We start from the raw sequence: 19,252 nt of genomic DNA, 5'->3' as shown, positions 1-19,252 counted from the left end.
AAGCGATCCGGTTCAACTTTTCGTCAACGTCTTCCAAGGAACTCGTCATGAAGCATCTATCCACCACGCTGGTGCGGCGCGCACTTCTGTCGATCGCACTGGCGGCCGGCGCGACCGCGCACGCCGGCAAGGCCAACGACACGCTCACCTACGCGTCCGACAGCGAGGTCGACAACGTGAGCCCGTACCACAACAACATGCGCGAAGGCGTGATCCTGGCCGCCATGGCGTGGGACACGCTGATCTACCGCGACACCCAGACCGGCGAGTTCAAGCCTCAACTCGCCACCGCCTGGAAGTGGGATTCGCCCACCGCGCTCAACGTCATGTTGCGCCAGGGCGTGACCTTCCAGAACGGCGACAAGTTCACTGCGGACGATGTGGCCTACACCTTCAACGAGGTCACCGGCCCCGATGCGAGGATCGCTACGCGTCAGAACACCGACTGGATCAAGAACGTCGAGAAGATCGGTGAGTACCAGGTGCGCATCAACCTCAAGACACCGTTCCCGGCCGCGCTCGAATACCTCTCGGGCCCGACGCCGATCTACCCCGGGGCCTACTTCAAGAAGGTCGGGCTCGAGGGCTACAGCAAGGCGCCGATCGGCACCGGCCCGTACAAGATCACGGCCGTCACGCCGGGCCAGGGCGTGACGATGGTCAAGAACCCTGCCTACTTCAAGGACAGCCCCGTCGGCCAGCCGAAGATCGGCAACGTGAAGTTCGTCGTCATCCGCGACCCCGAAGCGCGCATGGCCCAGCTCATGACCGGCGCGGTCGACTGGATCTGGCGCGTGCCCGCCGACCAGGCCGAATCGCTCAAGGCCGCGCCCAACCTCACGGTGCTCAGCGGCGAAACCATGCGCGTCGGCTTCATCACCATCAACAACAACGGCACCGCGCCGGAGTCCACACCCTTCAAGGACGTGCGGGTGCGCCAGGCGGTGAACATGGCGATCAACCGCAAGGGCCTGTCCGGCAGCCTGGTGCGCGGCGGCAGCCAGCCGGTGTATGCGACCTGCTTTCGCACGCAGTACGGCTGCGAAACCGGCAAGGTGGTGAAGTACCCGTATGACCCGGCCAAGGCCAAGGCACTGCTGGCCGAAGCCGGTTTCCCCAACGGCTTCGACACCGACATCTGGGCGTACCGCGAGCGCGACTACGCCGAAGCCATGATCGGCGACCTGCGCAAGATCGGCATCCGCGCACGACTGCATTTCGTGCAGTACCCGGCGCTGCGCAACGAGGTGCGGTCCGGCCGTGCGCCGCTGACCTTCCAGGCCTGGGGTTCGTTCTCGATCAACGATGCCTCGGCTTTTGCCGGCAACTTCTTCAAGGGCGGCCCGGACGACACGGCCAAGGACCCGCAGACCATTGCGCTGCTGCAGACGGCCGACGCCACGGTCGACAAGACCGAGCGCAAGGCCAGGTACGCGCAGGCGCTGCAGCGCATCTCGGAGCAGGCCATGTGGGCGCCGCTGTTCTCGTACTCGACCAACTACGCGTTCACGTCGGACCTGAAGTTCGACGCCCAGCCCGACGAGCTGCCGCGCTTCTTCGCGGTCAGCTGGAAGTAAGGCGCGCGTCGAGCGAGGCCCCCTGCCATGCTGATCTACATCTTCCGCCGGCTGCTGGTGGCCGTCTCGGTCATGCTGACCGTGGCCGTCATCAGCTTCATGCTGCTGCACCTGTCGGGTGACCTGGCTACGGCCATCGCCGGGCCCGAGTCGACCGCGGCCGACGTGGAGAAGATCCGCGTGCAGTACGGGCTCGACCGGCCGATCACGGCGCAGTTCTTCGACTGGCTCGGTGCGGCTGCGCGGCTGGACTTCGGGCGTTCGTTCTACTTCCAGAACACGGTGGTCGAGCTGATAGGCGAACGTCTGCCGATCACGCTCAAGCTCGGCGGCGTGGCGCTGCTGCTGGCGGTGCTGGTGGCGATTCCGCTGGGCGTGCTGGCCGCCATCTACCGCGACACCTGGATCGATCGCCTCTCGCTGATGGTGGCGGTGGTGGGGCAGGCGATGCCGACCTTCTGGTTCGCGCTGACGCTGATCATCGTGTTCTCGGTCGGGCTCAAGTGGCTGCCGGTGTCGGGCAACACCAGCTGGCAACACTTCGTGCTGCCGGCCGTGGCGCTGGGCTACTACGCCATGCCGGCCATGATGCGGCTCACGCGCGCCGGCATGCTCGACGTGCTCGGCTCCGACTACATCCGCACTGCGCGCGCCAAGGGCCTGAGTCCGGCGCGCGTGGTCTTCAAGCATGCGCTGCGCAACGCGATCATCCCGGTGGTGGCGCTGGCCGCGGTGGAGCTGGGCTTCATGCTCGGCGGCTCGGTGGTCATCGAGTCGGTGTACTCGATGCAGGGCCTGGGGCAGCTGGCGTGGGACTCGATCTCGCGCAACGACTACCCGGTGGTGCAGGCGGTGGTGCTCATCATCGCGGTGTTCTACATCGGCCTGACCTTCGTGGCCGACGTGCTGAATGCCGCGCTCGATCCGCGCATGCGTACACGCTGAGGAACCGCGATGAACACATCTGCATTGCCTTCCCCCGCCATGACCAAGCCTGCCACGCTGGCCCTGCCGCCCACCGCCGCCTGGCGCCGCCTGCTGCGTCGCGTGCTCGGCCAGCACGGCCTGACCATCGGCGCGGTGATGCTGGCCGTCATCGCGCTGGCCGCGCTGTTCGCGCCCTGGCTCGCGCCGCACGACCCGTATGCGCAGGACGTCACGCGCCGGCTCATCCCGCCGATCTGGCACGACAAGGGCACGTGGGACCATCTGCTCGGCACCGACAAGCTGGGCCGCGACTACCTGAGCCGGCTGCTTTTCGGTGCGCGCGTGTCGCTCATCATCGGCTTGGTCACGGCGGTGATCGCGGGTGTGATCGGCACCACGCTCGGTGTGCTGGCCGGCTACTACGGCGGCCGGGTCGATGCGGTCATCAGCTACATCATCACCACGCGCCTGGCCATGCCGGTGGTGCTGGTGGCGCTGGCCATGGCGTCGCTGGTCGGTGGTTCGCTGCAGGTGGTGATCCTGCTGCTCGGCCTGCTGCTGTGGGACCGCTTCGCCATCGTCACGCGCTCGGCCACGCAGCAGTTGCGCGACGCCGAATTCATCGCGGCGGCGAAGGCGCTGGGCGCGTCCACACCCTACATCCTGCTGCGCGAGCTGCTGCCCAACCTGATGAGTGCGCTCACCGTGGTGGCCACGCTGGAGATGGCGCACGCGATCCTGCTCGAATCCACGCTGTCCTTTCTCGGCCTTGGCGTGCAGCCGCCCACGCCGTCGTGGGGACTGATGGTGGCCGAAGGCAAGGCCTACATGTTCTTCCAGCCCTGGGTGATCCTGATCCCCGGCGTGGTGCTGGCGCTGCTGGTGCTGGCCATCAACCTCGTGGGCGACGGCATCCGCGACCTGACCGCGCCCGACGGCCGCAACTGAAAGGCATCGCCATGAACACTCCCTTGCTGGACGTGAAGAACCTGCGCGTCGACCTGCCCACCGACCGCGGCCTGCTGCATGCCGTGCGCGGCATCGACTTCCACGTCGACCGCGGCGAGATGCTGTGCCTGGTCGGCGAATCGGGCTGCGGCAAGTCGATGACCTCGCTCGCGCTGATGGGCCTGCTGCCGCGCAAGGCGGTGCGCACGGCCGACCACATCCGCTTCGACGGCGTCGACCTGCAGACGCTGCCCGAGAAGGGCATGACCGCGCTGCGCGGCGCGCGCATGGCGATGATCTTCCAGGAGCCGATGACCTCGCTCAACCCCTCGTACACGCTGGGCGACCAGCTGTGCGAGGCGCTGCGCGCCCACCGCAAGGTGACGGCCGCCGAAGCGCGCGACCGCGCCGTGCACCTGCTCGAGCGCGCAGGCGTGCCGCAGGCCGCCGACCGCATGCGCCAGTACCCGCACCAGCTCTCGGGCGGGCTGCGCCAGCGCGTGATGATCGCCATGGCGCTGATGTGCGGCCCCGACCTGATCATCGCCGACGAGCCCACGACCGCCCTCGACGTGACCATCCAGGCGCAGATCCTGCGGCTGATCCGCGAGCTGCAGAAGGAGTTCGGCACCGCCGTGGTCTTCATCACCCACGACCTCGGCGTGGTGGCGCGCATCGCCGATCGCGTGGCCGTGATGTACGCCGGCGAGGTGATCGAGACGGCGCCCGTCGGCGAACTGTTCGCGCGGCCGACGCACCCCTACACACGCGGCCTGCTCAACTGCATCCCGGTGCGCGGCAAGACGCCGCCGGGCAGCCATCTGCAGGCGATTCCCGGCGTGGTGCCGAGCCTGGTGGGCGAGGTGCGGGGCTGCGCCTTCGCCAACCGCTGTGCGGTGGTGCAGCCGGCCTGTTCGGAGACGCCACCGTACGTCGCCTTGAACGACCGGCATGCCGTGCGCTGCGTGCATGCGCAGGCCGAGATGGCGGAGGCCGCGTGAGCGCAGTGATCAACCCCACTCAGATCTCGTCTGGCGACGACGTCGCATTGGAGCTGTGCGCGCTGACCCGCGTCTACCAGCTCAAGCGCGGCCTGTTCCGCGCGCCCGGCGAGATCAAGGCCGTCGACGACGTGTCGCTGCGCATCCGCAAAGGCGAGACTTTGGGCCTGGTCGGCGAGTCGGGCTGCGGCAAGAGCACGCTGGCCAAGATGCTGCTGGGCTTGCTCGCACCGACGTCGGGCAACGTGCTGATCAACGGGCGCGAGATCGACCCGACCCGGCGCAAGGCCCTGGCGCGCTCGGTGCAGCCGATCTTCCAGGACCCGTACTCGTCGCTGAATCCGCGCCGCACCGTGGCCGACATCGTCGGCGTGCCGTTGCGGCTGCACCGGGTCGGCACGCATGCCGACCAGAAGAAGCGCGTCAAGGAGATGCTCGACCTGGTCGGCATGCCCGAGCGCACGCACAGCCAGTACCCGAACCAGCTCTCCGGCGGGCAACGCCAGCGGGTGGCCATCGCGCGGGCCCTGGTGCTGCGGCCCGAGATCCTGATCTGCGACGAGCCGACCTCGGCGCTGGACGTGTCGGTGCAGGCGCAGATCCTGAACCTGCTGCTCGACCTGAAGGCCGAGTTCGGCCTGACCTACCTCTTCATCAGCCACGACCTCGGCGTGGTCGAGCACCTGGTCGACCGCGTGGCGGTGATGCACCGCGGCCGCATCGTCGAGCTCGGCACCCGCGAGCAGATCTTCGCGCGACCCGAACACGCCTACACCCGCATGCTGCTGGCGTCGGCCCTCACGCCCGAGCCGGGCCTGGGCATTCCGGACATCGAACGCGAACTGCCGCTCGCCGTCGCATGATCCTCCCTTCCTTCACCCCTTCATCCGAGACATTGCCATGAGCCGCCAACAAGCCATCGACCAGACGCTGGCCCGCTTCGACGACGGACGCTTCCAGCAGACGCTGGCGCGCCGCGTCGCCTTCCGTACCGAAAGCCAGGACGCCGCCAGCGGCCCCATCCTGCGGTCCTATCTCGACGACGAGATCGCACCGCAGCTCGGGGCGCTGGGCTTCAGCTGCCGCGTGGTCGACAACCCCATCGCCGGCAAGAGCCCCTTCCTGCTGGCGGAGCGCATCGAGGCTGGTGCGGCCTTCACGCTGCTGACTTACGGCCACGGCGACGTGGTGCGCGGTTACGACGCGCAATGGCGCGCCGGGCTGAAGCCGTGGGAGATCGTGGTCGAAGGCAACCGCTGGTACGGCCGCGGCACCGCCGACAACAAGGGCCAGCACACCATCAACCTCACGGCGCTGGAGCAGGTGCTCGCGGTGCGCGGCGGCAAGCTGGGCTACAACGTGAAGATCATCCTGGAGATGGGCGAAGAGGACGGTTCGCCGGGCCTCAACGAGGTCTGCGCGGCGAACAGCGAACTGCTTGCGGCCGACCTGTTCATCGCCTCCGACGGCCCGCGCGTGTCGGCCTCGCGTGCCACCATGTTCCTCGGCTCGCGCGGCGTCTTCAACTTCGACCTGCACCTGAAGCTGCGCGAGGGCGGCCACCATTCGGGCAACTGGGGCGGCCTGCTGCGCAACCCCGGCATCCGCCTGGCGCATGCCATCGCCAGCCTGGTCGATGCCAAGGGCCGCATCCTCGTGCCCGGGTTGCTGCCGAAGGAACTGCCCGAGAGCGTGCGCGCCGCGCTGAAGGACATCGCGGTCGGCGGCGACGTGAACGACCCCGAGATCGATCCGGACTGGGGCGAGCCCGGCATGTCGGCCGCCGAGCGGGTGCTCGGCTGGAACAGCTTCGAGGTGCTGGCCTTCACCACCGGCAACCCGGCCATGCCGGTGCATGCGATCCCGTCGGAGGCGCGCGCCCATTGCCACATGCGCTATGTCGTCGGCAGCGACCACACCCATTTCCTCGACCACATCCGCGCGCACCTGGACGCGCACGGCTTCGACGACGTCGAGCTGCGCAAGACCGACGTGCGCATGGCTGCCACTCGGCTCGACCCCGACGACGCCTGGGTGCGCTGGGGCCTTGCCTCCATCGAGCGCAGCACCGGCCAACGGCCCGCGCTGCTTCCGAATCTGGGCGGCTCGCTGCCCAACGAGGTGTTCTCCGAAACGCTGGGCCTGCCAACGCTGTGGGTGCCGCATTCCTACCCGGCGTGTTCGCAGCATGCGCCCAACGAACACATCCTGGCCGACGTGACGCGCGAGTCGCTGCACATCATGGCGGGCCTGTTCTGGGACCTGGCGGAAGAAGGCCCTGGCGTCTTCAAGGACCGTCGATGAGCGCCGCACAACGCGAAGCCGCCATCGCCTGGCTCGCCGACCAGCGCGGCGCCATGCAGACCGCGCTGGCCGATCTGGTCGACATCGACTCCAACAGCCACGACAAGGCCGGCACCGACCGCGTGGCCGACGCCATGCGCGGCTGGCTGCTCGCCGACGACATCGAGGCGACGCACCAGGCCGACGGCGACGTGCTGCTCGCGCGCCTGCCGGGCCTCGACGCGTCGCAGGCGCCGGTGGTGCTGATGGGCCACCGCGACACGGTGTTCCCGACGGGCACGGTGCTGCAACGACCGTGGCGTGTCGACGGCGATCGTGGCTACGGCCCCGGCGTGTCGGACATGAAATCCGGCCTGGTGCTGCAGTGCTTCGTGCTCATGGCGCTGCGCCGCATGGCGCCGTTGCCGTTCCCGGTGCTGGGTCTGTTCACCGCCGACGAGGAGATCGGCTCGCAACGCGGCCGCATCGCCATCGAGGCGCACGCGCGCGGCGCGCGGGCCGCCTTCAATGCCGAGCCGGGCCGGGTCAGCGGCAACCTCGTGACCGCGCGCAAGGGCGGCGCCAATTTCGTCATCGACGTCACCGGCCGCGCCGCGCATGCCGGCATGAACCACGCCGACGGCGCAAGCGCCATCGAAACCCTGGCGCGCAAGATCCAGGCGCTGCATGCGCTGACCGACTACGACGCCGGCATCACGGCCAACGTCGGCCTCATCAGCGGCGGCATGTCGAGCAACACCGTGGCACCGTCGGCGCAGGGCAGGCTCGACGTGCGCTTCTGCACGCTGGAACAGCGCGAAACGCTGTTCGCGCGCATCCGCGAGATCGTGGCCGAGCCGGGTGTTCCGGGGACGGTAGCCACCGTGACGCAGACTTCGGAGTTCCTGCCGCTCGAACCGAAGTGGAGCGAGGAACTCCTGGCCCGCTACCAGGCGAGCGCCGCAAAGATCGGCTTCGCAGTGGAAGGCGAGTTCACCGGCGGCTGCTCCGACGCGGGCTTCACCGCCTCGCTCGGCATCCCGACGCTGTGCGGCGTCGGCCCGGTCGGCGCCAAGGCGCACACCGATCAGGAGTACTGCTGCCTCGACACGCTGGTGCCGCGTGCGCAGGCGCTGCTGGCGACGATCGCCGGCCTGACCGCGTAGAACGCCTGCAGGCCCCAGTTAGCTTGACCGCGTGGGTGCGATGGGCGGCACCCGGTAGTGATAGCGGTACAGGTCTTCGAAGCCGAGCCCGGCGTAGAGGCGTCGGGCGGCCTCGTTCTGCTCGCGCACCTGCAGGTAGGCCGATGTCGCGCCCTGCTCGCGCGCCCAGTGCAGCAGTGCGCGCGTCAGCGTGCCGCCATGGCCGTGCCTGCGTTTCGACGGATCGATCACGATGTCGTAGAGGCCCACGGCGCCGCGCTCCAGCACCGCAAGGCCGAAGCCGATGGGCTGGCCATGTGCGTGCAGTGTTGCGAACGCGGTGGGCAGGGCAATGGCATGCACGATCGAGTCGTGCATGGGCCGGTGCGAAGCAGCGATGCCATTCGCTGCAGCGAAGCCGTCCAGCCACTCGGGCATCGATGCCGATGCGATGTGGACCGAGGCGTGCCGCTCGGCACTGGCCAACGACGACACGGCCACACTCGTCGGGTCGAACGTCGCATAGCCTGCATCGGCTAGCTCGGCGTCGGCTTCGGTCGGTGCCAGCGGAGACAGCCGGAAGATGGCCGGCAGCCCGTGCCGTTCGTAGAGTGCCTCGGCAGCGGCGCGCACACCGCCGAAGCGGGCGCCGGGTTCGATCGCATTGACCGAATTCGCACGCTTGGTGAAGCCGCCGGCCATGCGAAATAGCCAGCCGTTGAAGAGCACGGTCTGGCGCGCGGGCCAGGCGTTGAAACTGCGCTCTTCGAAGGCGCGGACGATGGCCAGGTTCACCGGCCTCATCCCACGGCCTTGCTCACGAGGCCATCGAGCGCATCACCCGATTTCGGCGATCAGCTCGATCTCGACGCAGCACCCCATCGGGATCTGCGCCACGCCGAAGGCGCTGCGTGCATGCGCACCCTTTTCGGCGCCGAACACTTCGGCCAGCAACTCGCTCGCGCCGTTGGTCACCAGGTGCTGTTCGGTGAAGGACAGGGTGGAATTCACCAGGCTCATCACCTTGACGATGCGGGTGATCTTGTTCAGGTCGCCGGTGGCCGCATGCAGCGTGCCGAGCAGGTCGACGGCGACGGCGCGGGCGGCCAGCTTGCCTTCTTCGGTCGTGATGTTCTCGCCCAGCTTGCCGACCCAGGGCTTGCCGTCCTTCTTCGCCACATGGCCCGAGAGGAAGACCAGGTTGCCGGTCTTGGCGAAGGGCACATAGGCCGCGGCGGGCACCGAGACGGGCGGCAGTTCGATGCCGAGTTGGGTGAGTTTGTCGTAAACGCTCATGGAAATCGCTCCGGATGAAAAGTATCCGAGGTTAACGGACGCGCGGTGACCCGGTGCGCGATCAGGATGGCGATTGCGACTGGCTTTGCGATTGCGATTGCGACTGCGACTGCGAACCGTCGACAGAGCGCGCCGCAGCGGCCGCCTCGGCCCGCAGTTCCTCGAGCGGCCGCACCGTGACGCCGACGTCGAGCGTGTGGCGCGCGCCGCCATGCAGCACGCCGCGCATCGGCGACACGTCGGCGTAGTCGCGGCCGATGGCCAGCGTCACGTAGTCCTCGCCGGGCTGGCGGCCGTTGGTCGGGTCGAAGTCGGCCCAGTCACCGGGGCCGTCGGCGCCGGGCAGGTAGACCGACACCCACGCATGCGAGGCATCGGCGCCCACCAGCCGCGGCTGGCCGGGGGGCGGCTGCGTCAGCAGGTAGCCGCTGACGTAGCGCGCCGGCAGGCCCATGGTGCGGAAGCAGGCGATGAGGATGTGTGCGAAGTCCTGGCACACGCCCTTGCGCTGCGCCAGCGCCTCGACGGCCGGCGTGCTGATCTCGGTGCTGCCCGCGTCGTAGTCGAAGTCGTGGTACATGCGCTGCATCAGGTCGGTGGCGACGTCGAAGGTCGGCCGGCCGGGCGCGAAGCTGGGCCGCGCATAGGTGGCGAAGTCGTCGTGGCGCGGCACGTAGCGCGACGGGAAGACGAAGTCGGACGCGGCATCGAAGCGCGAACCCTTGCGGTAGCGGAAGCGCTCGCGCACCTCTTCCCAGGGCAGCTCGCGCGCGATGCTGGCGGCCAGCACCGGCGTGGAGGTCTCGACCACGCTCTCGGCCGTGACCACCAGTTCCTCGTGGGTCGATTCGAGCGCGAAGAAGGCGCGGGTGTTGCCGTAGAGGTCGGGCGATTCGTTCTGCTGCGCCGGCGCGGGCGTGATCGACAGCGCATGGCTCACCAGCCGCTGCGACGGCGTTTCGCGCGGCTTGAGGTGCGCCAGGTGCTGCGCCGTCTCGACCGGGGGCGCATAGTCGTAGCGTGTTTCGTGGGTGACGTGCAGCAGCATGGTCAGACTCCCACGGAGCGAACCGACTCGGAGGTGAGCGTGAAGTAGCGGATGCCGATCGCGTCGGACACGTGGTAGGCCGCGGCTTCGCAGTACTCGAAGAGCTGGACCAGTGCCGGGTACTTGCCGTCGGCGTCGACCTCGCAGAGGTTCTCCAGCGTCCACATCGCCGGGTCGGGCAGTTCGTACGACAGCGCGGTGAGCTTGCCCGGGGCGCTGCCCGCGAGCCGGGCGATGCGCCCGCGCAGGGTCTGCGTGACCCAGGCCAGGGAGCGCGGGTTGTCGCCGTCGAGCACCAGCAGGTCGACCAGCGTGGCGACGTCGCGGCGCTGCTGGTAGCGCGCGTGGAAGGTGATGGTGCTGTCGAACAGCGCGACCACGGCCTCGAAGCCGTTGACCTCGTGCACCGCGCCGCCTTTGAAGCCCGCGGCCAGCGCGCTCGACAGGAAGGCCAGGCGCTCGATGTGGCGGCCGATGGACAGCAGGCGCCAGGCGTCGTCGCGCGTCATGCGGTCGGTTTGGGCGCCGGTCATGGCCGACAGCGCGGCGCTGGCGGCTTCGAGCGAGTGCAGTGCGGCGCCGGCGGCGAAGCCGCCTTCGCGTTCGTCGTCGTCCTGCTCGGCCGTGCGGCGCAGGAATTCTTCCTCGGCGCGCACGATCTGGTTCCAGTGGTCCTGCGACAGGCGCTCGCGCACCGCGGCGGCGGCCTGCCGCACGCAGCGCAGGTTGTAGCCCACGCTGCCGCCGGTCTCGGCGTTGCCCAGGTCGGCGATCAGCGCGCGTTCGAACACACGGCGCGCCTTGGTGCCGATCGGCACCTCGGGCGCGATCAGCGTGTTGCGCGTGGACAGCCCGTGCAGCCACTCGAGCAGCGGGCGCGACGAGGGCTCCTCGCCGCCCAGGCGGTCGAGCACCAGGCGCGCCAGGCGCACCGCGTTCTCGGCGCGCTCGGTGTAGCGGCCGAGCCAGAACATGTTCTCGGCCGCGCGGCTGGTGACCGGGGCGCGGTGCCGCGCCAGCGAGGCCGGTGTGGCATGCGGCTGCAGCCGCGTGGTGCGGTCGACCTCGCCGCGCGTCTGCACCCAGACGTCGGCGCTGCTGCCGCCACGCTGCATCGAGGCGATCTGCGCATCGGCGCCGGCCAGCCGGGCCAGCCCGCCGGGCAGCACGCGCCAGGACCGCGCGCCGTCGCTCACCGCGAACACGCGCAGCATCACGGCGCGCGGTGCGATGTGGCCACGGCCGAAGTTCGGTGCCCAGGTCGGCATCTGCGACAGCGGCAGGTAGCTCTGCACCGTGTGCTCGTCGCCTTGCCGCACGATGCGGCCGGCCCATTCGTCGAGCTCGCGCCGGCTCATGCGGCTGCCGAGCACCGCCTCGAAGCTGGTGTGCGAGTCGTAGCCGGGGTAGGTGGCCTTGATGGCGCAGTCGCCCAGCTGCGGCAGTGCCGATTCCAGTGCCGCGCGCTCGCCGCACCACCAGGTGGGCAGCGCGGGCAGTTGCAGCTTCTCGCCGATGAGACGCCGCGCCAGCGCGGGCAGAAAGCCCAGCAGCGCCGGCGATTCGAGGAAGGCCGAGCCCGGCATGTTGGCGACCAGCAGGTTGCCGGCGCGAATGGCCTGCAGCAGGCCGGGCACCCCGAGCGTGGAGTCGGGCCGCAATTCGAGCGGATCGAGGTACTGGTCGTCCAGGCGCTTGATGAGCCCGTGCACCGGGCGCAGGCCCTGCAGCGTCTTGAGGTACACGCGCTGGTCGCGCACCGTGAGGTCGTTGCCTTCGACCAGCGTGATGCCGAGGTAGCGCGCCAGGTAGGCGTGCTCGAAGTAGGTTTCGTTGTACGGGCCGGGCGTGAGCAGCGCGATGTGCGGCGGCGAACCGGCCGGGCACATGCCCTGCAGGCCTTCCATCATGGCGCTGTAGGTGGCGGCCAGCCGCTGCACCTGCAGCTCCTCGAAGGCCTGCGGGAACTGGCGTGAGATGGCCAGCCGGTTCTCCAGCAGGTAGCCCAGGCCCGAGGGCGCCTGCGTGCGCTGCGACACCACCCACCAGTTGCCGTCGGGGCCGCGCGCCAGGTCGAAGGCGGCGATGTGCAGCCAGGTGTCGCCGGGCGGCTTCACGCCGTGCATGGGGCGCAGGTAGCCGGGATGGCCGCGCACCAGCGCCGCCGGCAGCAGGCCCTCGGCCAGCAGTTGCTGCGGGCCGTAGACGTCGGCCATCACGCGGTCGAGCACGCGCACGCGCTGCAGCACGCCGGCCTCGATCTGGGTCCAGCTCTCCGGGGAGATGATCAGCGGGAAGAGATCGAGCGACCACGGCCGCTGCGGGCCGTCGGCGTCGGCATAGACGTTGTAGGTGACGCCGTTGTCGCGGATCTGCCGCTCCAGGTTGAGCGCGCGCCGCGGCAGGTCGGCGAAACCGCCGCTGCCCAGGTGCTCGAAGAAGCGCGCCCAGGGTGGCGTCAGTTCCGGGGCGGCGGCCGGGGTGGTCGCCGGGGCGGGCGATTCCGGGGCAGCGGGGGGCGGCAGGGCGGCGTCGTGCAGGGGCGCACCGGCCGGCGCGGGCTGCTGGCGCGGTACGGCTGCTGGGGTGGCGGCGCCCCGAAGTTCGTCGAAATGACCAGGCGCGGCCGGCGGCGCCAGCGCTGAAGCCAGCGCGGCGGGAGATTCGAGCGACTGCGCGCCGAAAAGGGAGTCGTTCAAGGGTTCCACGGTGCGCCGATTGTCACACCGTGGTCACGCGTGCACGACGCCGGCCGCACGACAGAATGCCGGCGCCTGCGCAATGCGGCCGCGTGGGCAGCCTCATCGGCGCAGGTCGAGCGTGAACGGGAATTCCCGGCTGCCGGCCAGTTCGATCGTCGCGGGCGGCGTCTTCATCAGGCCCGGTGTGTGGCCCATGCGCGTGAAGCGCGCCATGCGACGGCTCTCGGCCTCGTAGGCGTTGACCGGGAAGGTGTCGTAGCTGCGTCCGCCCGGGTGGGCGACGAAGTACTGGCAGCCGCCCAGCGAGCGCTTCATCCAAGTGTCGACGATGTCGAAGGTCAGCGGCGCATGCGCACCGATGCTCGGATGCAGCGCCGACGGCGGGTTCCAGGCCTTGTAGCGCACGCCGGCGACGAATTCGCCGACCGTGCCGGTGGGCTGCAGCGGCAGCACCTTGCCGTTGACGGTGATGACGTGGCGGCTCTCGTTGAGGCCGGTCACGCGCACCTCGATGCGTTCGAGCGACGAATCGACATAGCGCACCGTGCCGCCGGCCGAGCCTTCCTCGCCCATCACGTGCCAGGGCTCGAGCGCGTTGCGCAGCGACAGCTCGACGCCCATCGCCTGCACCTGGCCGACCAGCGGGAAGCGGAATTCGAGGTGCGGCGCGAACCAGTTGGGGTCGAAGGGGAAGCCGGCCTGGCGCATCTCGCTGATGACGTCCTCGAAGTCCATCTTGACGAAGGTCGGCAGCAGGAAGCGGTCGTGCAGCTCGGTGCCCCAGCGGGTGGCCGGCGCCTGGTAGGGCTCGTCCCAGAAGCGCGCGATGAAGGCACGCAGCAGCAACTGCTGCGCGATGCTCATGCGGGCGTGCGGCGGCATCTCGAAGGCGCGCAGTTCCAAGAGGCCGAGGCGGCCGGTGGAGGAGTCGGGCGAGTACAGCTTGTCGATGCAGAACTCGCTGCGGTGCGTGTTGCCGGTGACGTCGACCAGGATGTTGCGCAGCGTGCGGTCGACCAGCCAGGCGGGCATGTTCTGGCCGTAGATCTCGCGGTTCCTGGCGATCTCCTTGAGCGCGATCTCCAGCTCGTAGACCTGGTCGTTGCGCGCTTCGTCCACGCGCGGCGCCTGGCTGGTCGGGCCGATGAACATGCCCGAGAACAGGTAGCTGAGCGACGGGTGGTTGTGCCAGTACAGCAGCAGGCTGGCCAGCAGCTCGGGCCGGCGCAGGAAGGGGCTGTCGGCGGGCGTGGCGCCGCCCATCACGAAGTGGTTGCCGCCGCCGGTGCCGGTGTGGCGGCCGTCGGTCATGAACTTCTCGGCCGACAGGCGCGTCTCGAAGGCCGCGTCGTACAGGAACTCGGTGTGGGCGACCAGTTCCTTCCAGTTGTTGGCCGGGTGGATGTTGACCTCGATCACGCCCGGGTCGGGCGTGACGGCCAGCATCTTCAGGCGCGGGTCGCGCGGCGGCGGGTAGCCTTCCATCACGATCTTCAAGCCGAGTTGTTCTGCGGTGGCTTCGATCGCGGCGACCAGGTCGAGGTAGTCCTCCAGGCGGCGCAACGGGGGCATGAAGACGTAGAGCACGCCCGACGAATCGCCGACCTTCTCGGCGGCCGGCCCGTTGGCGCGGCGCGGGTCGCGCACCTCGACGCACAGCGCGGTGCGGGTGATCCAGTGGGCCGACTCGCCGCGGCGCGGCTGGCGCGGCGTGGTGGGGTCGGCGCTATCCGCCGAAGCTGCGCCCGGGCCTGTCGCAGTGCTGGTTGCAGTTGCCGTACCCGGGCCCTGCATGCGCAGGGCGGCCGGCGTCTGCGGCGGCGAACCGAAGGCATAGGGCACGGCGCCCAGGTCGTCCTTCGGGCCGGTCGGCAGGCCGGCGTAGCGTGCGCGGTAGTCGGCGTCGTTCGGCAGGTCGGCCAGCGGCGCGGTCGGGTCGCGATCGACCAGGTAGGGGTAGTCGCCCTTGCTGGCCCACGGCTGCGAATCGAGCGGCAGGCGGTAGCCCATGGGCGAGTCGCCGGGGATCAGGTACATGCGGTCGTCGCGCAGGAACCAGGGGCCGGTCTTCCACCCGGGGCCTTCGAGCGCGGGCGCGTCTGCATCGGCGTTGCCAGGCTCGACCGGCAGCATGTAGCCGATGACGGCGTCGAGCTTCTGCGTGAACACGCGGCGCAGCCGCACGCGTTCCATCTCGTCGTCGAGCTTCGAGTCGAAGGGGTCGACGTTGACCGGCAGGCGGCGCTCGCGCCACAGGTAGTAGTAGGTGTCTTCGTAGCCGGGCTGGATGTAGCGCTCGGTCAGGCCCAGGCGGTGCGCCAGCACGGTGGTGAAGCGGCGCGCGTCTTCGCTGGTGTAGTGCGTGGGCACGCGCTCGTCGGCGAAGAGCTCGGGGTTGTGCCAGATGGTCTGGCCGTCGGCGCGCCAGAAGATCGACAGCGCCCAGCGCGGCAGTTGCTCGCCCGGGTACCACTTGCCCTGGCCGAAGTGCAGGAAGCCGCCGTTGCCGTATTCGGCGCGCAGCTTCTGCACCAGCTCGGTGGCATAGCCGCGCTTGGTCGGGCCGAGCGCGTCGGTGTTCCATTCGGCGGCGTCGCGGTCGCTGGTGGCCACGTAGGTCGGCTCGCCGCCCATGGTCAGGCGCACGTCGCCGACGGCCAGCCGCTTGTCGACGGCTTCGCCCAGGGCCAGCACCTCGGCCCACTGTTCGTCGGTGTAGGGCTTGGTGACGCGGGGCGATTCGTGGATGCGGGTGACGACCATCTCGTGGCCGAACTCGACCTCGGCGTCGTCGACCACGCCTTCGATCGGCGCGGCGCTCGACGGCGTGGGCGTGCAGGCCAGCGGGATGTGGCCTTCGCCGGCGAGCAGGCCGGAGGTGGCGTCCAGGCCGATCCAGCCGGCGCCGGGCAGGTAGACCTCGCACCAGGCGTGCAGGTCGGTGAAGTCGACCGTCGTGCCGCTCGGGCCGTCGAGCGCCTTCACGTCGGGCGTGAGCTGGATCAGGTAGCCCGAGACGAAGCGCGCGGCCAGGCCCATGTGGCGCAGCAGCTGCACCAGCAGCCAGCCCGAGTCGCGGCAGGAGCCGCTGCCGTTGGTGAGCGTTTCTTCCGGCGTCTGCACGCCGGGCTCCATGCGGATCAGGTAATCGACGTCGCCTTGCACCTGCTGGTTGATGCCAACCAGGAAGTCGATCGTGCGCTTCTCGGTGCGGTCGATCTTGTCGAGGTAGGCCTGCACCAGCGGCGTGGCCGGCTCCACCACCAGGTAGGGGGCGAGTTCGTCGGCCTGCTCGGCCGTGTACGTGAAGGGGAAATTCTCGGCCTGCGGCTCGAGGAAGAAGTCGAAGGGGTTGTAGACCGCCATCTCGACCACGAGGTCGACCGTGACCTTGAACTCGCGCGTCTTCTCGGGGAACACCAGGCGGGCCTGGTAGTTGGCGAAGGGGTCCTGCTGCCAGTTGATGAAGTGCTGTTCGGGCTCGATGCGCAGGGAGTACGAGATGACGTTGCTGCGGCAGTGGGGCGCCGGGCGCAGGCGGACCACCTGCGGGCCGAGCTGCACCGGACGGTCGTACTTGTAGTGGGTGACGTGGTGGAGTGCGGCGTGAATGGACATCGGTTTTTCTCGGAGCGGCGACGGGTCTCGGGTGAGACGCATACTAGCCCACCGGCAAAGCAATTAACGCGCCACGGAAAGCGTGTAAAGGGAGGTCCGGCCGCATGGATCAGGGAGAGATTTCTTGAGGGCGCAGCACGCGCTGCGCGGCTGGGCGCCATTCGCGGCCATGGCCGGCGCGATCGCGGGCGCTGCCCTGCAGTTGCAGCAGGCGGTGTTGTGGCCGGCCGGGCGCTATGCGGCCCTGGCCGTTGCGGCGAGCCTGGCGCTGTACGCCATCTGGCGCACGCGCCGTCATGGTCGAATGGCCGTTGCCGCGTGGCTGGTGCTGGCAGCGCTCGCCAGTGCCGGCCTCACGGGATGGCGCGCGGTGGTCTATGTCGGCGACGCGCTGGACCCGTCGCTCGAGGGCCGAGACCTTCAGGTGACGGGTGTGATCGCCCAGATGCCGCAGCACGACGAGAGCGGCACGCGCTTCCGGCTCGATGTCGAATCGGCGCGATGGGCCGGTGACGCGGCGAGCGAGCCACCGCCGCCGCGCGTACCGCGCCGCATCGCGCTGGGCTGGTACGCCGAGGGCACCGGCCTGTGGGGCCGCGGGGCGGAGGAGGCAGCGGCCCCGCCGCAGGCCCCGCGCCGCCCCGCAGCGCTGCACGCCGGCGAGCGCTGGCGGCTGACCGTGCGCCTCAAGGCCCCGCACGGCAACCTCAACCCGCATGGCTTCGACCAGGAGCTGCAGCTGTGGGAGCAGGGCGTGCAGGCGACCGGCTACGTGCGCACCGGCGCCCGCGATGCGCCGCCCGAGCGCCTCGCCGCCACCTGGCGGCACCCCGTCGAGCGCGCCCGGGAAGCCGTGCGCGACGCGGTCTTCGAGCGCGTGACCGACCGGCGCCTGGCCGGCGTGATCGCCGCGCTGGTGACCGGCGACCAGGGTGCCATCGACCGCGCCGACTGGGACGTCTACCGCGCGACGGGCGTGGCGCATCTGATGGCCATCTCGGGACTGCACATCACCATGTTCGCGTGGCTCGCGGCCTTGCTCGTCGGGGCGCTGTGGCGGCGCAGCACGCGCCTGATGCTGCGCTGGCCGGCGCAGCAGGCCGCCCTCGTCGGCGGCGTGGCGCTGGCCGGGCTGTACGCGCTCTTCAGCGGGTGGGGGGTGCCTTCGCAGCGCACGGTGTGGATGCTGGCGACCGTCGCCCTGCTGCGCATCGTCGGCCGGCGCTGGCCCTGGCCGTGCGTGTGGCTGCTGGCCTGCGCAGTGGTGGTGACGGTCGACCCATGGGCCCTGATGCAGGCCGGCTTCTGGCTCAGCTTCGTCGCCGTCGCCGCACTCTTCGCGACCGACGCGATGGCCGAGGCCGGGCAGGCCCTGACCTGGCGCCGCCGCCTCGCCCGGCTGGCGCGCGAGCAGGCGGTCGTCACGCTGGCGCTCACGCCGCTGACGCTGCTGCTGTTCCAGCAGGTGTCGGTGGTCGGGCTGTTCGCCAACGCATTGGCCATCCCCTGGGTCACGCTGGTCGTGACGCCGCTGGCCATGCTCGGCGCCTTGGTGCCGTGGGCATGGGATGCCGCCGCCTGGGCGGTGCAGGGCCTGTCGTGGTGGCTGCAGTGGCTCGCGGCGCTGCCCTTCGCGACCGTCTCGACGGCGGCGCCGCCGCTGTGGGCCGCGGTCGGCGGCGTGGCGGGCGGCGTGCTGCTGGCGATGCGCCTGCCGTGGTCGGTGCGCGTGCTGGGCCTGCCCCTGTTGCTGCCCGTGGTGCTGTGGCAGGCGCCACGCCCGCCCGTCGGCGAGTTCGAGCTGCTGGCCGCCGACATCGGCCAGGGCAACGCGGTGCTGGTGCGTACCGCCACCCACAGCCTGCTGTACGACGCCGGCCCGCGCTATAGCCTGGAGAGTGATGCCGGCCACCGCGTGCTGGTGCCGCTGCTGCGCGCGGGCGGCGAGCGCCTGGACACCGTGGTGCTGAGCCACCGCGACAGCGACCACACCGGCGGCGCGCCCGCCGTGCTCGCCATGCAGCCGCAGGCCGCATTGCTCAGTTCGATCGAGGCCGCCCATCCGGCGCAGACGCTGCGGCCGGCCCAGCGCTGCATCGCCGGCCAGCGCTGGGTCTGGGATGGCGTGGTTTTCGAGGTGCTGCATCCACGGGCGGCCGACTACGACGCCCCGTCGGTCAAGCCCAACACCGTCTCCTGCGTGCTGCGCATCGGCAACGGGCACGCCGCCGTGCTGCTGGCCGGCGACATCGAGCGCGCGCAGGAGGCCGCGCTCGTCGCACGCAGCGCCGAGGGCGCCCTGCGCGCCGACCTGCTGCTGGTGCCGCACCATGGCAGCGAGAGCTCGTCGAGCCCGGCCTTGCTGGACGCTGTGCAGCCGCGCCTGGCGCTGATGCAGGCGGGCTACCGCAACCGCTTCGGCCACCCCGCGCCACCGGTGCGCGAGGCCTACGAGGCGCGCGGCACGACGGTCATCGACAGCCCGCACTGCGGCGCCGCGCAGTGGTCGAGCCGCGCGCCGCAGGCGGTGCGCTGCGAGCGCGCGACGCAGGCGCGCTACTGGCACCACCGCGTGCCGTGAGCGGGCTCCGGCCGTGCCGGGTTTTCCCTTGAAAAGTTTCGCCTGCGGCAACTTTTCCGGCTTTGCTTGACGCCGGAAAGCGGCGGCGCGTTCAATGCAGAACGACTTCGCGGTGTTCCGCTGAAC

The 19,252-nt window shown here is 70.1% G+C and carries 13 protein-coding genes; 8 read left to right on the top strand and 5 right to left on the bottom strand.

Annotation, left to right across the window (positions count from 1 at the left end; all coding sequences use genetic code 11):
* Positions 1–47 precede the first annotated feature (47 nt).
* Genes N8A90_RS23055 through N8A90_RS23025 form a run of 7 tightly spaced genes read left to right on the top strand, consistent with a single transcriptional unit; the run spans position 48 to position 7,902 of the window.
* Positions 48–1,577 (top strand): ABC transporter substrate-binding protein, encoded by a 1,530-nt coding sequence (locus N8A90_RS23055; protein ID WP_262077562.1) that lies wholly within the window; start codon positions 48–50, stop codon positions 1,575–1,577.
* Between the two features lie 27 nt (positions 1,578–1,604).
* Complete coding sequence (locus tag N8A90_RS23050) at positions 1,605–2,522, top strand: ABC transporter permease (RefSeq protein WP_262077561.1); 918 nt, start codon at positions 1,605–1,607, stop codon at positions 2,520–2,522.
* A gap of 9 nt (positions 2,523–2,531) precedes the next feature.
* Complete coding sequence (locus tag N8A90_RS23045; RefSeq protein ID WP_262077560.1) at positions 2,532–3,452, top strand: ABC transporter permease; 921 nt, start codon at positions 2,532–2,534, stop codon at positions 3,450–3,452.
* 11 nt (positions 3,453–3,463) lie between these two features.
* Complete coding sequence (locus N8A90_RS23040; protein ID WP_262077559.1) at positions 3,464–4,453, top strand: ABC transporter ATP-binding protein; 990 nt, start codon at positions 3,464–3,466, stop codon at positions 4,451–4,453.
* On the top strand, positions 4,450–5,316 hold the full coding sequence (locus N8A90_RS23035; protein ID WP_262077558.1) for an ATP-binding cassette domain-containing protein: 867 nt from the start codon (positions 4,450–4,452) through the stop codon (positions 5,314–5,316). Before N8A90_RS23040 ends, N8A90_RS23035 begins: the two co-directional genes overlap by 4 nt.
* A 37-nt stretch (positions 5,317–5,353) precedes the next feature.
* Positions 5,354–6,757: a M20 family metallopeptidase gene (locus tag N8A90_RS23030; protein ID WP_262077557.1), complete on the top strand. Its 1,404-nt coding sequence runs from the start codon at positions 5,354–5,356 to the stop codon at positions 6,755–6,757.
* Entirely contained in the window at positions 6,754–7,902 is a 1,149-nt protein-coding gene (locus N8A90_RS23025) for a M20 family metallopeptidase (protein WP_262077556.1), read from the top strand. The genes N8A90_RS23030 and N8A90_RS23025 overlap by 4 nt, the downstream gene beginning before the upstream one ends.
* A gap of 18 nt (positions 7,903–7,920) precedes the next feature.
* On the opposite strand, the gene N8A90_RS23020 is transcribed toward N8A90_RS23025, so the two are convergent.
* The 5 genes from N8A90_RS23020 to N8A90_RS23000 form a co-directional block, all read right to left on the bottom strand.
* A complete protein-coding gene (locus tag N8A90_RS23020) occupies positions 7,921–8,685 on the bottom strand; it encodes a GNAT family N-acetyltransferase (protein WP_262077555.1) in 765 nt (254 codons plus the stop codon).
* Positions 8,686–8,718: 33 nt separating this feature from the next.
* On the bottom strand, positions 8,719–9,177 hold the full coding sequence (locus tag N8A90_RS23015; protein ID WP_262077554.1) for a RidA family protein: 459 nt from the start codon (positions 9,175–9,177) through the stop codon (positions 8,719–8,721).
* Between the two features lie 61 nt (positions 9,178–9,238).
* Positions 9,239–10,225, bottom strand: a complete 987-nt coding sequence (locus N8A90_RS23010) for a transglutaminase family protein (protein WP_262077553.1) — start codon at positions 10,223–10,225, stop codon at positions 9,239–9,241.
* A gap of 2 nt (positions 10,226–10,227) precedes the next feature.
* The gene (locus N8A90_RS23005) at positions 10,228–12,924 is read right to left on the bottom strand and encodes a circularly permuted type 2 ATP-grasp protein (protein WP_410087737.1); all 2,697 of its coding nucleotides are present in this window, start codon (positions 12,922–12,924) and stop codon (positions 10,228–10,230) included.
* Between the two features lie 102 nt (positions 12,925–13,026).
* Positions 13,027–16,545, bottom strand: a complete 3,519-nt coding sequence (locus N8A90_RS23000) for a DUF2126 domain-containing protein (RefSeq protein ID WP_262077551.1) — start codon at positions 16,543–16,545, stop codon at positions 13,027–13,029.
* 169 nt (positions 16,546–16,714) lie between these two features.
* Between N8A90_RS23000 and N8A90_RS22995 the strand changes: the two genes are divergently transcribed.
* Positions 16,715–19,126, top strand: coding sequence for a DNA internalization-related competence protein ComEC/Rec2 (locus tag N8A90_RS22995; RefSeq protein WP_262077605.1), 2,412 nt, complete (start codon positions 16,715–16,717; stop codon positions 19,124–19,126).
* The last annotated feature ends 126 nt before the right edge of the window (positions 19,127–19,252 follow it).

This window comes from Variovorax sp. N23, assembly GCF_025486315.1.
Lineage (GTDB): Bacteria > Pseudomonadota > Gammaproteobacteria > Burkholderiales > Burkholderiaceae_C > Variovorax.
The sequence above is the reverse complement of the archived record's forward strand: the minus strand, read 5'-3'. Positions and strand labels throughout refer to the sequence as shown.

Bases quoted from the DNA above. Each gene is read 5' to 3' on its own strand.
- N8A90_RS23055 (WP_262077562.1), top strand. From the start codon at position 48: ATGAAGCATCTATCCACCACGCTGGTGCGGCGCGCACTTCTGTCGATC.
- N8A90_RS23050 (WP_262077561.1), top strand. From the start codon at position 1,605: ATGCTGATCTACATCTTCCGCCGGCTGCTGGTGGCCGTCTCGGTCATG.
- N8A90_RS23045 (WP_262077560.1), top strand. From the start codon at position 2,532: ATGAACACATCTGCATTGCCTTCCCCCGCCATGACCAAGCCTGCCACG.
- N8A90_RS23040 (WP_262077559.1), top strand. From the start codon at position 3,464: ATGAACACTCCCTTGCTGGACGTGAAGAACCTGCGCGTCGACCTGCCC.
- N8A90_RS23030 (WP_262077557.1), top strand. From the start codon at position 5,354: ATGAGCCGCCAACAAGCCATCGACCAGACGCTGGCCCGCTTCGACGAC.
- N8A90_RS23025 (WP_262077556.1), top strand. From the start codon at position 6,754: ATGAGCGCCGCACAACGCGAAGCCGCCATCGCCTGGCTCGCCGACCAG.
- N8A90_RS23020 (WP_262077555.1), bottom strand. From the start codon at position 8,685: ATGAGGCCGGTGAACCTGGCCATCGTCCGCGCCTTCGAAGAGCGCAGT.
- N8A90_RS23015 (WP_262077554.1), bottom strand. From the start codon at position 9,177: ATGAGCGTTTACGACAAACTCACCCAACTCGGCATCGAACTGCCGCCC.
- N8A90_RS23010 (WP_262077553.1), bottom strand. From the start codon at position 10,225: ATGCTGCTGCACGTCACCCACGAAACACGCTACGACTATGCGCCCCCG.
- N8A90_RS23000 (WP_262077551.1), bottom strand. From the start codon at position 16,545: ATGTCCATTCACGCCGCACTCCACCACGTCACCCACTACAAGTACGAC.
- N8A90_RS22995 (WP_262077605.1), top strand. From the start codon at position 16,715: ATGGCCGGCGCGATCGCGGGCGCTGCCCTGCAGTTGCAGCAGGCGGTG.